This window comes from uncultured Bifidobacterium sp. (genome assembly GCF_963540075.1).
GTDB lineage: Bacteria > Actinomycetota > Actinomycetes > Actinomycetales > Bifidobacteriaceae > Bifidobacterium.
In genome coordinates, this window is record NZ_CAUTOG010000007.1 from 1 (window position 1) to 13,193 (window position 13,193).

Annotated in this window: 11 protein-coding genes; 1 reads left to right on the forward strand and 10 read right to left on the reverse strand. The window is 69.0% G+C overall.

Translation table 11 applies throughout. The annotated features are described in order from the left end of the window. The 6 genes from RWX87_RS01870 to RWX87_RS01895 form a co-directional block, all read right to left on the reverse strand. A partial coding sequence (locus RWX87_RS01870; RefSeq protein ID WP_314686293.1) for a proteasome accessory factor PafA2 family protein occupies positions 1–1,520 on the reverse strand: 1,520 nt, incomplete at its 3' end. Further along, on the reverse strand, positions 1,520–1,729 hold the full coding sequence (locus RWX87_RS01875; protein WP_314686295.1) for a ubiquitin-like protein Pup: 210 nt from the start codon (positions 1,727–1,729) through the stop codon (positions 1,520–1,522). The genes RWX87_RS01870 and RWX87_RS01875, both read right to left, overlap by 1 nt. Before the next feature lie 234 nt (positions 1,730–1,963). After that, entirely contained in the window at positions 1,964–2,794 is an 831-nt protein-coding gene (locus tag RWX87_RS01880) for an inositol monophosphatase family protein (RefSeq protein WP_314686297.1), read from the reverse strand. A 115-nt stretch (positions 2,795–2,909) separates the two neighbouring features. Then, positions 2,910–4,523 (reverse strand): depupylase/deamidase Dop, encoded by a 1,614-nt coding sequence (gene dop, locus RWX87_RS01885; protein ID WP_314686300.1) that lies wholly within the window; start codon positions 4,521–4,523, stop codon positions 2,910–2,912. Further along, positions 4,520–6,163, reverse strand: coding sequence for a proteasome ATPase (gene arc / locus RWX87_RS01890; protein WP_399552271.1), 1,644 nt, complete (start codon positions 6,161–6,163; stop codon positions 4,520–4,522). The genes dop and arc overlap by 4 nt, the downstream gene beginning before the upstream one ends. A gap of 4 nt (positions 6,164–6,167) precedes the next feature. Next, positions 6,168–6,869: a DedA family protein gene (locus RWX87_RS01895; protein ID WP_314686304.1), complete on the reverse strand. Its 702-nt coding sequence runs from the start codon at positions 6,867–6,869 to the stop codon at positions 6,168–6,170. A 29-nt stretch (positions 6,870–6,898) separates the two neighbouring features. Here RWX87_RS01895 and serB point away from each other — a divergent pair, with 29 nt between their 5' ends. Further along, a complete protein-coding gene (gene serB, locus RWX87_RS01900; RefSeq protein WP_399552269.1) occupies positions 6,899–7,633 on the forward strand; it encodes a phosphoserine phosphatase SerB in 735 nt (244 codons plus the stop codon). Positions 7,634–7,742: 109 nt separating this feature from the next. Here the strand turns inward: serB and fmt are convergent, their stop codons facing one another. From fmt to RWX87_RS01920, 4 genes are read right to left on the reverse strand one after another with little or no spacing between them, the layout of a single operon-like run. Beyond that, entirely contained in the window at positions 7,743–8,708 is a 966-nt protein-coding gene (gene fmt / locus RWX87_RS01905) for a methionyl-tRNA formyltransferase (protein ID WP_314686306.1), read from the reverse strand. Between the two features lie 15 nt (positions 8,709–8,723). After that, the gene (locus tag RWX87_RS01910; protein WP_314686309.1) at positions 8,724–9,428 is read right to left on the reverse strand and encodes an HAD-IA family hydrolase; all 705 of its coding nucleotides are present in this window, start codon (positions 9,426–9,428) and stop codon (positions 8,724–8,726) included. A gap of 47 nt (positions 9,429–9,475) precedes the next feature. Further along, positions 9,476–11,905 (reverse strand): primosomal protein N', encoded by a 2,430-nt coding sequence (locus RWX87_RS01915; RefSeq protein ID WP_314686311.1) that lies wholly within the window; start codon positions 11,903–11,905, stop codon positions 9,476–9,478. Beyond that, entirely contained in the window at positions 11,887–13,170 is a 1,284-nt protein-coding gene (locus tag RWX87_RS01920) for a cyclopropane-fatty-acyl-phospholipid synthase family protein (protein ID WP_314686313.1), read from the reverse strand. The genes RWX87_RS01915 and RWX87_RS01920 overlap by 19 nt, the downstream gene beginning before the upstream one ends. Between the last annotated feature and the right edge of the window lie 23 nt (positions 13,171–13,193).

The following is a 13,193-nucleotide window of genomic DNA, read 5'->3' on the forward strand; positions in this document are numbered from 1 at the left end:
AACGCCTCATACTCGGGAGTCGGGCGCGGGTCGAAGGGGTCGAGAAGCTGAATCTCCTGGCGGCCCTCTCCCATGATTGTCAGCCGCGTCCAGTCGCAGGACCACCGACGTCCCGAATTCGACGCCGCCGTGACGAAGGCGCCACGCAGGGCCGCGCGCGTATCCGTCGGCGGATGCGTCGTCATCCTTTCGATGGCAGCGTCATCCGTCTCGGCACGAACCACGCCATGCCGCAGCAGGGAGGGGAAGACGACGCCGTTGGCGACGTCGTGGTAGTCGAAATCGAGCTGCTCCAGTCGCGCCCGGAGCGCGCCGTCGGGAAGGCCCGCACGCACGCGCAAGGCATCGAACAAACGCCTCTTGGCGGCCCAGTCCACACGATCCGCCACCGCATCGACGTCACCCGCGTCAAGGGCGTCCAGCATGGCGGTCCATTCCTCGACGACCCGATGGGCGGTCGTCGACGGAAGCGCGGAATCCACCTGCTCGCCATGGGATTCCAGGAAGCGGGAGACGACGGCCAGGTACCGGCGCTGAACATCCAGCGCCGTGACCGTGTCACGGCCGTCTCCGTAGCCACCATCCGAACCGTTCTCGCCATGCAGAACCCGCCCCTCCGCCCCGAAGGCGTCCGGGTCGGCGAGGGAAAGACGTGCCGTGAAACCATCCGGGTACCGGCTCACGGCTCTGTTGGCGGCCCCCGGATCGGCGAGAGCGCAGGATTCCAGAGCGCTCGACCGCCCCTCACGACGCGACTGCTCGATGACGCACAGCACCAGATGGGTGCTGGCGAGCTTCAGCCAGGTGACGAACGACGAGCGGTTGGAATCGCCGATGATGACGTGAAGACGCCGGAACTCGTCAGGGTCGGCGTGCGGCTCGTCACGCGTGTTCACCATGGGTCGGGACCTCGTCGTCGCCGAGGACACGGCCTCGTCGAGAAAGTCCGCCCTCTGCGAGAGCTCGAAGCCGTGGACCGTGAGCCGCCCGGCCCCGGAGAAGAGCTGGCGGGTCACGAGGAAGGGCAGCAGCTCGCGCTCCACGGCCTCAAGAGACACGAAACGACGGAGCAGATAGTTCTCATGGCAGCCGAAGGAGTGTCCTGCGGCGTCGGCGTTGTTCTTGAACAGGTGGACGGTCGTCGCGTCGCCGCCCGGACTCGCGCGCAGCCGCCGCTGGGCGCCCAGGGCCAGACGGCGCATGATCCGCTCCCCGGCAGCGTCCTGCTCCATGGCGGTGACGGGGTCGCGCGCCTCGGCGGTGGCGTACTCGGGATGCGAGCCGACGTCGAGATACAGACGGGCGCCATTCGACAGATACGTGTTCGTCGATCGGGCGCGCGTGACGACCGGACGAAACATCTCCAGAGCCACGGACCCCGGATCCGCATCCCCATCCGTCCCCGTCACGCCCACGCCGTATTCGGTTTCGATGCCGAAGATCCTGGCGAAGCCTTCGTACCACGGGCTTCGTGACGCGTGGGCACCCGATCTGCTGCCGCTATCGTGCAGCTGCGGCATCACTCGCCGCCCTGCTGGACGAATCCGTTCACATACTCCTCGGCGTTGGATTCCAGCGTGCTGGCGATGTCATCAAGGACGTCATCCAGGGCATCCGTCCCCTGGCTTTCCCGGGCGGAGTCCCTCGCGGCGGGAGCATCGACCACCCCGGAGGAGTCCTCGGACTCCTCGCGTGACAACCGATCACGCTGCCTCCTGATTCCCGGCATGGCGTTCCCTCCTCCTCCGGCGCCGATCGGGCACCGGCTCCGATGCGACGGTCTCAGGGCCATCGCGATATGGATTCCGCGATCCGCCGCCCATGGAGGACGGCGTCCCACACCGTTCTAGCCCACCGGACCCGTCGATGCATTGCCGATGGCCGTCCTGCGAGCGACGGGAAGGCGGCACACGCCCGGCGTCAGCATCGTCAGCTCAGCCGGAACGCCATCACGGACGGCAGATCACCGGAGATAGGGCCGCAGCTCATCAATGATCAGACCATTAGATGCGACGATGTCATTCTCCTGCCTCCAGTGGATCTCGTCGTCATTCCACTGCCTCACCTTGCCCTGGGCCTCCCAGACGACCACGGTTCCGGCCGAGACGGCGGGAACGTCCCATCGGTGCAGATGCGGCTCGAAGTAGGCGTCATAGGTGCCGTCGGCCACGCGGCACAGGTCGAGGGACACCGGCCCCACCCGCTTGATGTCGGCCGGTTTGCCGGCGATGGCGGCCACCACGTCAAGGGCCCGCAGGGACTCCTGGGGAACGGTGGACATGCCGTAGCTGACGACCGAACCCTGCAGCGTGGACATCACCGAAGGCATGACCTTGTCGCGCTTCTCGCCGATGGGCGTGGTGCGGATGCGGACGGCCCCCTGGCGACGGGCCGCCACATAGGTGAGACCCAACGCCGGTGCATGGACGATGCCGATGATGGGCTGCGCCGAGCAGTACTCGTTGAACTCGAACAACGAGATGGTCACGGTCCATTCGGCCATGTTCCGCAGATAGTTGATGCCGCCGTCGACGCCGCCCACGCACCAGTAGCGCTCCCAGGGATGGCATTCCGCCGGGCGCGAATGCCAGAAGCCGTTGAATCGCCTGATCTCGGGCAGCCGGCTTTCGGCGAAGCGGACGAGACGCCTGTCGACGTCGGGGGTGAATCCCCCCTCCTCGCTCTGGATGCTCGAGACGGGAAGACTATGGGGGGTCATCTGGTCCCTCAGGGCATGCCTGCCGGCATCACCCGCCACACGGGCCACACTGAGGGCGAGTTCCCGCAAATCCATCTGTTCATCTCCGTGTCCGACGCATGGACGCAACGTCGACGTCCCTGCGTCATGGCGCCCGTACGATCCGCATGACGGTCCACGTCCGGCGGCGGCCTCCTGATTCACTCCGATTCTACCCTGCTCCGCCTCTGGCTCCATCCGCCCGCGCCGCGCGCCCCAGCGCCTCGAACAGCTCATGCAGGGACCGGGAATCCGGGCGCATCCCTTCCGCGAGAAGGGAACCGACAGCCGCCCGGCTCCAGGCAAGAGGGTCCGACATGTCGAGACCGATAAGGGACCCGTCGTCGTCACGGACCGTCAGACGTGACCAGGAGACGGCCACGACACGCTCGGGCATGAGAGCGAGGATGCGCGAACGCGCCCATGCCCGGGTGGTTTCGGGCGGTTCGACCGCCGCCGTGCCGATCCCTTCATCGTCCGCGACCCGGGCCATGCGCCTGCCGAGGCGGACGACGATGGATCCGACGCCGAGCTCCCCCCAGGCGAGGTCCACCGCATGCACGCGGGCGTCGGACCAGCCGCAGCCATGCCGTCGACGAAGCCGCTCGAGCAGCTGCCATTTGAGCAGCCATTCAAGCCGGGACGCCTGTTCCGTCATGTCCATGCGGGCGGCGTCGTCGGCGTGGCGCACCTCGGCCACGTCCGTCAGCACCCGCCTCCACAGGCCCACCAGTCGGATCGTCTCCGCATCCGGCCACAGCGGCTCCCCCGTCGAGTCCACGCCATGGATCCTCGCCGCGACCTCGTAGACCAGGCCGAGAAGACGCGTCTGGATCTGCCATGCCGTCAGCTCCTCGCCGCCTCGCGTGGGAAGCGTGCATGACAGGGACAGGTCATGGGACACCCTATGCATGGCGTCCACCGGGTCGGCCGGCGCGAGCGCGGACACGGCTGCGCCGATGTCCACGCCGGCATCCCGGCCGTTCTCCAGTGCCCAGAGCAGCAGACTCGTCACGCCGAGCTTCAGGGCCTGCGGCACCTGCATGCGGTTGGCGTCGCCGACGATCACATGAAGCCGGCGGCGGTCGTCGGGCGCATGGGACTCGTCCCGCGTGTTGACGACCGGACGGTCGAAGGTGGTCTGCAGACCGACGTCGGCATGGATGTAATCGGCCCTCTGGCTGAGCTGAAAGCCCTCCCGCTCCCCCGTCTCCCCGATGCCGACGCGCCCCGACCCCGCATAGACCTGCCGAGTCGTCAGATGAGCAAGAAGAAGGTCCGTCACCTGTTCGAAGGGGACCCGACGGAGCATGAGATAGCTCTCATGCGTCCCCCAGGTCGCCCCCTTGCCGTCGACGTTGGCGCGATGCAGCTCGATGGGCTCCCCGGCCCCACGGGCCGCACGGCCGCAGGCGGCGGCCATCAGCACATCGCCGGCCTGGTCGTAGCGAACGGCCTGGAAGGGATCGGTGGTCTCCGGAGCCGAATACTCGGGATGGGCATGGTCGACGTAGATGCGTCCGCCGTTCGCCGCGATGACGTTGACGATGCGCAGCTGAGGCGCGTCGGTGAGCATGTCCGCACGGGCGCGGGACCTGTCCAGACGACCGCCGCGGGCGTCGTGCACGGGGTCCTCCTGCCGATAGTCCCAGCGGATGCGGGAGGTCGCCGAATCAGCCGCCGCCGCCACGACGGCGAAGGACAGCCTGACGGGGTCGTACCCGCGTCCTCCCCGGACGGAGACTCCGTACTCGGTCTCCGTGCCCATGACGCGACGGACGGTCATGCCACTCCCCGCGCGCCCCGTCGGATGGCCGTGACGCGTCCGTCCGCGATGCCGTTGATGCGCGACCACTCCCTCGGATCGGCGTCCAGCACCTCGTCGCGCGTCTGCCGGAACTCCTCGCGCACGGCGGTCGCGAGCATCCCCGCGCCGATGGCCACGTCGTCGCCCCGGAGGATGGAGGATTTCACGGCGGCGGTCTTGGCCCGGTCGACGATGTTGCGCAGAACGGCGCCGGACATGACGTCGGCGAGATACACGGGACCCCACCGCCCCTGGTCGTCACGCACGTCGCAGACGCGTCGGTCCTCGGTGCGGGCGTAGATGTCGGCCGTCATGAGACCGATGAGCTCGTCGGGACGCACCCCGGGCTCGAAGGGCAGGTCCTCGGTCAGATAATGCCCGAGGATGGCCGTCGCCTCGCCTTCGCCCGGCCTGCCTATGCGGATCTTGACGTCGAGACGCCCGGGCCTGAGCACGGCCGGGTCGATCATGTCGACGCGGTTGGAGGCGCCGATGACCATGACGTTGTCAAGGGAGTCCACGCCGTCCATCTCGGAGAGGAACTGCGGGACGATGGTGGTCTCCACATCGCTGGACACGCCGGTGCCGCGGGTGCGCAGCAGGGAGTCCATCTCGTCGATGAAGACGATGACGGGGCGGCCGGCGGCCGCACGCTCACGCGCACGGCGGAAGATGACCCGGATGAGCCGCTCCGATTCGCCCACGTACTTGTTGAGCAGCTCGGGCCCCTTGACGGAGAGGAACACGCCGTCGGCGGCCCCCTGTCCGGCCAGGGAATGCGCCACGGCCTTGGCGATCAGCGTCTTGCCGTTGCCGGGCGGGCCATACAGCAGGACGCCCTTGGGGGGACGCAGCCCGTAGCGCTCGAACAGGCCGCGATGGAGGAACGGCAGCTCGACCGCGTCGCGGATCGCCCCGATCTGCTCGTCCAGTCCGCCGATGTCGTCGAAGCTCGCATCCGGGGTCTCCTCCAGCACGAGGTCCGCATCCTCGCGTCCGCTGACCACCTCGACGGCGAAGCGTCCGGAGGGGTCGACGACAACCGAATCCCCTTGAGCGACGACGACGTCGGACAGGGCGGCCGCACGGTCGGCAAGGTCGAGCGCGCCGGAGGGGTCGGAGACGAGCAGGCGTCCGTCGTCGAGCACGCGCGTCACCCGTCTGACGCGGCCCAGTCGGGAGGCTCCACGACGACCGACCAGGGCCATCGAATCGTTGAGGACCACGAGGTCGCCGGGGCCGAGCCTCGAGAGCTCCACCTCGGTGGAGACGGGGACGATCATCCGTCGTCCCGACACCACGACCTCCGCGGAGGCATGCCGCACGCCCTCCTCGTCGAAGCGCACGCCGTCCATGGCCACCATGGTCGCCAGAGTCAGGGGCGGCTCCATGGCCTGCGCCATGCGCGCCCGCGCCTTGCGCAGTTCGTCGCCCGCGCGGGACAGGGCCCGCGCGAGCACATGGTTCCTCTCCCTGAGCCTGTCGTTGTCAAGGGCGAGCGCGTCGGGCGTACCGAGGTCCCCGCCGCCTGACGCGGTCCCCGGCTGCGCGGCACGACTCACGCCGTCATCCGTCCCCTTCCCGGGGTCATCCACACCGTCATCCGCCTCCGCGGCCATGCCGTCAGCGACCATCCGTGCCGTTCTTCCTTCCCCGGGCATCCTTCAGGCGCAGCACCCATCGCACGACGAGAAGCACGACCGCCACCACCGCCAGAACGATCACCACGTCCTCCACGACGCCGAGGACGCCCAGGATGGAGCACCACTGGTCGCCGAGAAGATACCCGGTCCCGACGAGGAGCGTGTTCCACACGGCCGATCCCGCCAGAGTCCACAGCGAGAAGGTGACGAGAGGCATGGCGGCGAGCCCGGCGGGGATGGAGATCAGGGACCGGACGACGGGGACCACACGTCCGAGAAGCACGGACCACCCGCCGTAGCGGGCGAACCAGCGATTGGCCTTCTCCACGTCCTCCCGGTCGACGCCCGGCAGGGCGTCGGCGGCCCGATGGATGCGATGCAGCCCGACCGCCCGGGAGACGCCGTACAGCACCAAGGAACCCGCCAGCGACCCCACCGTCGCCCATGCGATCGCGGAGACGAGCCCCATGCGGCCCTGCGCCGCCGTGAATCCCGCCAGCGGGAGGACGACCTCGCTGGGGATGGGCGGGAACACGGATTCAAGCAGGATCGCCAGAGCGACGCCCACTCCTCCCATCGTCCCCATCAGGGAGACGATCCAGCTGGTGAGAGCCCCGATCAGGCCCTCGTCGGCCCCGCACAGGGGTATGGCGGCTGCGGCGAGAACATGCATGGGACCCATTGTCCCCATGCTTTCCGACAATCGGGGGCATGTCCTTTTCCTCCCCCGCGTCCGCATCAGCATCCTCCGTTCCCTCCGCGGCCGGCCCGGCGACCAATCGGAGCGACGTGACGAGCCGCACCACCCCTGTCCTCGAGCATCCCGGCCTGCTCGTCATGGACGTGGATTCCACGCTTATCGACGAGGAGGTCATCGACCAGCTGGGTCTGGCGGCCGGCGTCGGCGAGGGCATCGCCGCAATCACCAGGCGCGCGATGGAGGGCGGCATGGACTTTCGCCAGGCGCTGCGCGAACGCGTGGAGCTGCTGCGTGGACTCCCCATAAGCGTCTTCGGCGAGGTGAGGGCCTCCGTGCATTTCACCCGGGGCGCGCTTGACCTCATCACCGAGCTCCATCGTCACGGATGGAAGGTGGGGGCGGTCTCGGGCGGATTCCGCGAGATCGTGGACGGTCTGGCGTCCGATGCGCATCTCGACCACTGGCTGGCCAATCGGCTCGAGGTGGCTGACGGGCGTCTCACCGGCCGTGTGCTGGACGACATCGTCACCAGGGACGTAAAGCTCGACGCCCTGCGGCGGTGGGCGGACGAGGACGGCATCCCCATGGAGCAGACGGTCGCGGTCGGCGACGGGGCGAACGACATCCCCATGATCGGCGCCGCGGGCCTCGGCATCGCATTCTGCGCGAAGAAGGCGGTGCGCGAGGCCGCGCACCATTCCATCGACGAACGCGACCTGAGGCGAGTCCTCGACTACCTGTCCTGACAGGGAAACGCCGGAGCCGGGGGCTCAGGCCATCGGTTCGTCGGGACGCGCCCGCCCTGATGCACACGTCCTGAAGGCGAAGCCCGTCGGGTGGGCGGGGAGACGGGAGTCAGTCGCAGAAGGCCCCGTCGGACAGCCGCGCCCCACGCGCCCAGTCTGGCGCGGACATGGCCTGACGTCCCTCGGCCTTGACACGCAGCAGCTCCAGGGGCGCCGTGATCGTGCCGACCCACACGGCCCTCTTTCCCACGGCGATGCGTCCGGGAGCCAGCCCGTCGGGCATGCCCGGATCCGAGGCCGCGGCGGGCGACGCCTGCAGGACGTGAAGCGTCTCGGCGCCCTCATCCCCCGCCGCATGCAGGCGGCACCAGGCTCCCGGGAAGGGGGTGCAGGCGCGAATCTGGCGGTCGACCGCGAACGCCGGCACCTCGAAGCGGATATGGGCGTCCTCGACGCGGATCTTGTCGGCCTTCTCGAACGCGCCCGCAGGCTGCTCCACCTCGCGGATCCGGCCGTCCGCCACGCCGCGGAGCGCGGCACATAGAAGATTCGCCCCATCGTGGGAGAGACGTCCGAGCAGGTCCCCCGCGTTCTCATGCGCGCCGATGGTGACGGTGGACTGGGCGAGGATCGGCCCGCTGTCCATCCCGGCGGTGATGCGGAACACGGTGGCCCCCGTCACGGAGTCCCCGGCCCAGATGGCGCGCTGAACGGGAGCCGCTCCGCGCCAGTCCGGCAGCAGGGAAAAATGGAGATTGAACCATCCGCAGGGCAGCGCGTCGAGGACGTCCTGTCGGAGGATCCGGCCGTAGGCGACGACGGCCGCGGCCTGTGCACCGGTGGCGGCGAGCTCCGACAGGAATGCGGGCTCGGCGGGATCGGATTCCAGCACCGGGATCCCCAGCTCGAGAGCGGCCCGCTTCACCGGGCTCGGGGTGAGCCTTCTGCCGCGTCCCGCCGGCGCGTCCGGCCTGGTGAGCACGGCCACGACCTCGAAGTCCTCGCCGTCCGCGGCCAGGGCCTTCAGGGACGGCACCGCCACATCCGGGGTTCCGGCGACAAGCAGTCTGATCATGATTCTCCTTTGCCCCTAGACAAGAGGGGCGATCGGTACGCCGGCGTCGACGAGCAGGCCGCGCAGGCGTCGGGGGTCCGAGAAGCGCACCGCGCGAATCCCCGCACGGTTGGCCCCCTGAACGTTCATCGCCTTGTCATCGACGAAAAGCGCCGTGGAACGGTCGATGGCGAATCGTTCCAGAGCCAGCTCGAAAATCGCGGCATCGGGCTTGCGAAGGCCCACGACGCCCGAAACCACCACGCCGTCAAGGCGACGCAGCACATCATAGCGCCTCTCGGTGTCCGCATACAGGTCCCGCTGCCAGTTGGACAGCCCCCACACGCCGATCCCGGCCCGCCGCAGGTCGTCGATGAGCACCCTGGCCCCCGGCATGACGCCGAGTACCGAATCCTCGAAGTTCTCGAGATAGAAGCGCATCATCGACGCCCATGGCTCGCCGTGCTCGCGGGCGACGAACTCCACGCCGTCCTGGATCGACCCGCCGGCGTCCATGAGGTCGTTGGCGGCGTAGAAGCCCGAGACCGAGTCGTCGAGGAAACGCCGCGCGGTGGTCTCGCGATAGCGTGACGCCAGCGCCGCGGCCGGATCCCAGCGCACGAGAACGTTGCCGAAGTCGAATATCACGTCCGTGACGGGGGATGAAACGGACCGCGCCGCGGGACCCTCGGCCACAAGCACGTCATAATCCATCCTCGGCTCACCGGGCCATCCGCTCATCGGCACTCCCCTCGTCATCGCTTCCGACGCCCCGACAGGGGCACGCCCTATGGTAGAAGATCCTTCGGATCGACCCGGAACCGCAGCTCCCCGGGCTCTCTGGCGGCCACATGCCAGGCCGTCTGGTCACGCAGTCGCCGCACGAGCTCGGCCCGGCGGGCATGGGGGGCCCTGACGACGGCACCGACGCGATCCCGGGTGGCCTCCAGCTCGCGCTCGTCCAGGGTCCGGGGCGGAGGGATGGGCCTGGGGCCGAGGACGGCCGGCACGTCACCGGCATCCGTCTCCAGCGTCGCCAAATCGCCATCGACGGCGCCGGTCCGGCGCAGCAGACCCTCCACGGCCGATCGTCGCCCCCAGACGTAGGCCGCCGTCACCGCAGGAGGGAGGCACGCCTCCCGTCTCTCCTCGAGGTCCGCCGAGGCGAGAATCGTGCAGTCCCACGACTTCAGCGAGGCGACGACGCCCTCATCCGCCTGGCCCACGACCACGACGCGTCCCGTGCCGTCGGCCGGCGACGCCAGACCGGCCACGCGCATCCAGGCAGCGAGCACGTCCTGTCTGGCATCGAGGCTCTGCGAATACAGACTGGTCCAGGCATCAAGGATGACGGCCGCGCGATAGGCCCCGACGCGTCCCTGCGCATCCCGCACCAGAGGCTCGAATCCGGGAGGGGCGACGACGACGGCGGGAACCTGCGGAACCCACGGGACGAAGCCGCGCGAACCCATCGGCGCCGAGACCACGAAGGGCGTCCCCGGGAACATGCGACGCAGCTCCGTCGCCGTTCCGGTCGACCCCACGCGGATGGGGGCGATGTGCCGTCCCGAGCAGTGCGGGCAGCTCCATGCCGTGGCGATGGCTCCGCACCACCGGCAGCGGGGTGGGGCCCCGGCGGACGACGGGACGAGCGGACCCGTGCACAGGCGGCAGCGCGCCCGGCGGTGGCAGCGGCCGCATGCCAGAACCGGAGCGGCAAGATCGCGTGGCACGGACAGAAGCACGGGGCCCTCACGCAGGACCTGCGACAGCAGTCTCGCCACACCTCTGGGGACCCGGGCACCGGGAGCCGGGTCTCCGGTCTTCTCAAGGCTGTCGCGCGTCAGCCACGTCACGTCCGGTTTCGAGGAGTCCAGAATCTCCTGACGGGGGCGCAGCGCCGTCGAGGGGCCGGACACGCCGTCCTCTCCACCGCCGTCGCATTCCCTCTGGCCGATGGCGCTTCGTGCGGCGCCCACGGCCAGAAAGGTCCCGGCATGCAGCCGGGCGCGCAGACGCAGCACGCCACGCGCTTGGGCATAGGGCATCATCCCGTCCGCCTGCTGATAGGCGCCATCGTCCATGATCGCGAAAAGGCCCGGTCCCCGCACCGGCGCGTACATCACGGCCCTGGTGCCTATGACCCCACGGACCATTCCCAGCGACAGGGCCCTGAAGGCACGGTAGCGCTGCGCCGGAGGCATGGAGGCGGACAGGATGACGACGTCGACCCCCCGTCCCGCGGCATCCGGTCCGCCGACCCGCAGCCCCCATCCGGAGAGCAGCCGTGCGAGACGCCCCGTTGCGCGCATATCGGGCATCACCGCCACGGCGGACCGCCCCACGGACAGGGACAGGGCCACGGCCCGGGAGAGCACGCGCTCGGCCTCGGCGGGCCCAGGGGCGCAGTCGAGGACGAAGGATGCGAAGCCCCCCGAAACCAACGCCCTTCGAAGCAGCTCGGCATGCCCGTAGGATGCGAGGAATTCCGGAGGATCCGAGAACGACGCGGAATCCGAGAACCGGGGATTCCCGGCGTGCAGCGCGGAGGCGGAGTAGACGCTTCCCGCTTCCGATCCGCCTCCGCCATCGTCGCCCGGGGCCCGGGATGATGCCACCGAGGCCTGTTCGCCGGCGGATTCGATCATATCGGCGCCGGCGCCGTCCCCCGGACGGACGATTCCGCCCATGTCCCGGTCGACCGTCGCGCTGCGGGGAGGGATGGCGAGACGGAGGATGTTCGCCCGCGTGCCGCCGTACGCGTCGGCGATGGACTCGATGTCGCGTCTCAGCTCGTCGGGGACAAGCCCCGGGGCCAGGACGCGCTCGATCCATCGCAGAGACGATGAGGGGGAGGCGCTGGAGGCCGCACGCCCCCATACCACCCCGTTGACGAGACGCCCGGCGAACCGCACCCGGACGAGAGCGCCGGGCCTGGCGGTATCGGATATGCTCTCGTCGACGAGATAATCGAAGTCGCGCCCGAGGTGAAGCGCCTGGACGTCCAGGACGACATGGGCGATGGGATCCGTCGCGGCGGGCTCATGAGCGTGGACGCGACGCCGGCGCCGCCTGGGCGCGAGTCCCGCCAGAGCGGGCTGCTCGGCCGCGGGCCGGAGCGGTCCCGATGGTCCGGCGGAGGAATCGTTCCCCTTCCGAGAGGCCTCGGTGCCTTGTCCGGACGGATGCGGACCCGTCTTCAGCGCGAATGCCACCATGGTCTCAGAGGATAGCTGTCGGTGCCGCGGCCATCGGGTCGGATGCACAGGTACTGATGGATCTGGATGGTGTTGAGCTCGAAGTTCAGCGCGCTTCCCGCCATGTACAGGCCCCAGAGCCTGGCCTTGGGCTCGCCGACGAGCCTGACGGCCTCCTCCCAGTGGCTCTGCAGGTTGGCGTTCCAGTGGTGCAGGGTGAGTGCGTAGTGCTGGCGCAGATTCTCCTCGTGGATGACCTCGAAGCCCGTGTTCTGGATGCGCGTCTCGATCTCGCCAGGCGAGGCGAGCTGTCCGTCAGGGAAGATGTAGCGGTCGATGAACGGACCCGCCGACTTGCCGACGTACGAGTTGGTGCGCGTGATCTGATGGTTGAGAAGCATGCCACCGGGCTTGAGCTTGGCGAAGATCTCACGGAAGTACTTCGGATAGTGCCGGATCCCGACGTGCTCCATCATGCCCAGCGAGCAGATGCCGTCGAACCCTCCCTCCGGGACATCCCGGTAGTCCATGAGGCGAATCTCGGCGAGGTCGTCGAGGCCCTCGCGGCGGATCCAATCCTGACCCCAGGAGACCTGCTCCTCCGCCAGGGTGACGCCGAGGACATGGATGCCGCGCTTCGCCGCGAGAATCTCCATCGACCCCCAGCCGCAGCCGATGTCGAGCAGGCGATCGCCGGCCTCGAGTCCGAGCTTGTCGAGGACGAGATTGAGCTTGGCCGACTGGGCGTCCTCGAGGGATTCCTGAGGCGAATCGAAAAGCGCGCAGGTGTAGGTCATCGACGGCCCGAGGAACATGGCGTAGAACTCATTGGACTGGTCGTAGTGGTAGCTCACCGTGGCGGCGTCCCCGGCCTTGGTGTGGGGCAGCAGCCCCTCGCTGATCCGGCGCAGCCTGCTCGGCCCTTCGATGGACGGCGGCTTGGGCAGACGGATGCCATGGGAGGCGACCATGGCCAGCGCCCGGGCAAGGCCGCGCGGGTCCGGACGGCGCATGTAGGGCTTGACGGCGGTGAGGCGTCTGAACACCTCGTAGGGGTCGCCGGGCACGAGCTGAGGGGAGTCGACGTCGCCCTGCAGATAGGCACGCGCCAGACCCAGCTCCCCGGGATGCTGAACCATGTAGTACACGGCACGGGAATTCCTCACCCGCAGGGTCACGGGGGCGTCGGATTCTCCCCACGAGGACCCGTCGAAGGCCTCGATCCGGATCGGAGCCCCGGGCCTGAGAAACAGCCCCGCCATATCCGCCACTGACATTCCCGCCATATGACCTTCCTTTCCGGACCTTC

Excerpts from the sequence above, each read along its gene's own strand:
- RWX87_RS01875 (WP_314686295.1), bottom strand. The coding sequence starts at position 1,729 with ATGCCGGGAATCAGGAGGCAGCGTGATCGGTTGTCACGCGAGGAGTCC.
- RWX87_RS01910 (WP_314686309.1), bottom strand. The coding sequence starts at position 9,428 with ATGAGCGGATGGCCCGGTGAGCCGAGGATGGATTATGACGTGCTTGTG.
- RWX87_RS01895 (WP_314686304.1), bottom strand. The coding sequence starts at position 6,869 with ATGGGTCCCATGCATGTTCTCGCCGCAGCCGCCATACCCCTGTGCGGG.
- arc (WP_399552271.1), bottom strand. The coding sequence starts at position 6,163 with ATGGCCGCGGAGGCGGATGACGGTGTGGATGACCCCGGGAAGGGGACG.
- RWX87_RS01915 (WP_314686311.1), bottom strand. The coding sequence starts at position 11,905 with ATGGTGGCATTCGCGCTGAAGACGGGTCCGCATCCGTCCGGACAAGGC.
- RWX87_RS01880 (WP_314686297.1), bottom strand. The coding sequence starts at position 2,794 with ATGGATTTGCGGGAACTCGCCCTCAGTGTGGCCCGTGTGGCGGGTGAT.
- serB (WP_399552269.1), top strand. The coding sequence starts at position 6,899 with ATGTCCTTTTCCTCCCCCGCGTCCGCATCAGCATCCTCCGTTCCCTCC.
- fmt (WP_314686306.1), bottom strand. The coding sequence starts at position 8,708 with ATGATCAGACTGCTTGTCGCCGGAACCCCGGATGTGGCGGTGCCGTCC.
- RWX87_RS01920 (WP_314686313.1), bottom strand. The coding sequence starts at position 13,170 with ATGGCGGGAATGTCAGTGGCGGATATGGCGGGGCTGTTTCTCAGGCCC.
- dop (WP_314686300.1), bottom strand. The coding sequence starts at position 4,523 with ATGACCGTCCGTCGCGTCATGGGCACGGAGACCGAGTACGGAGTCTCC.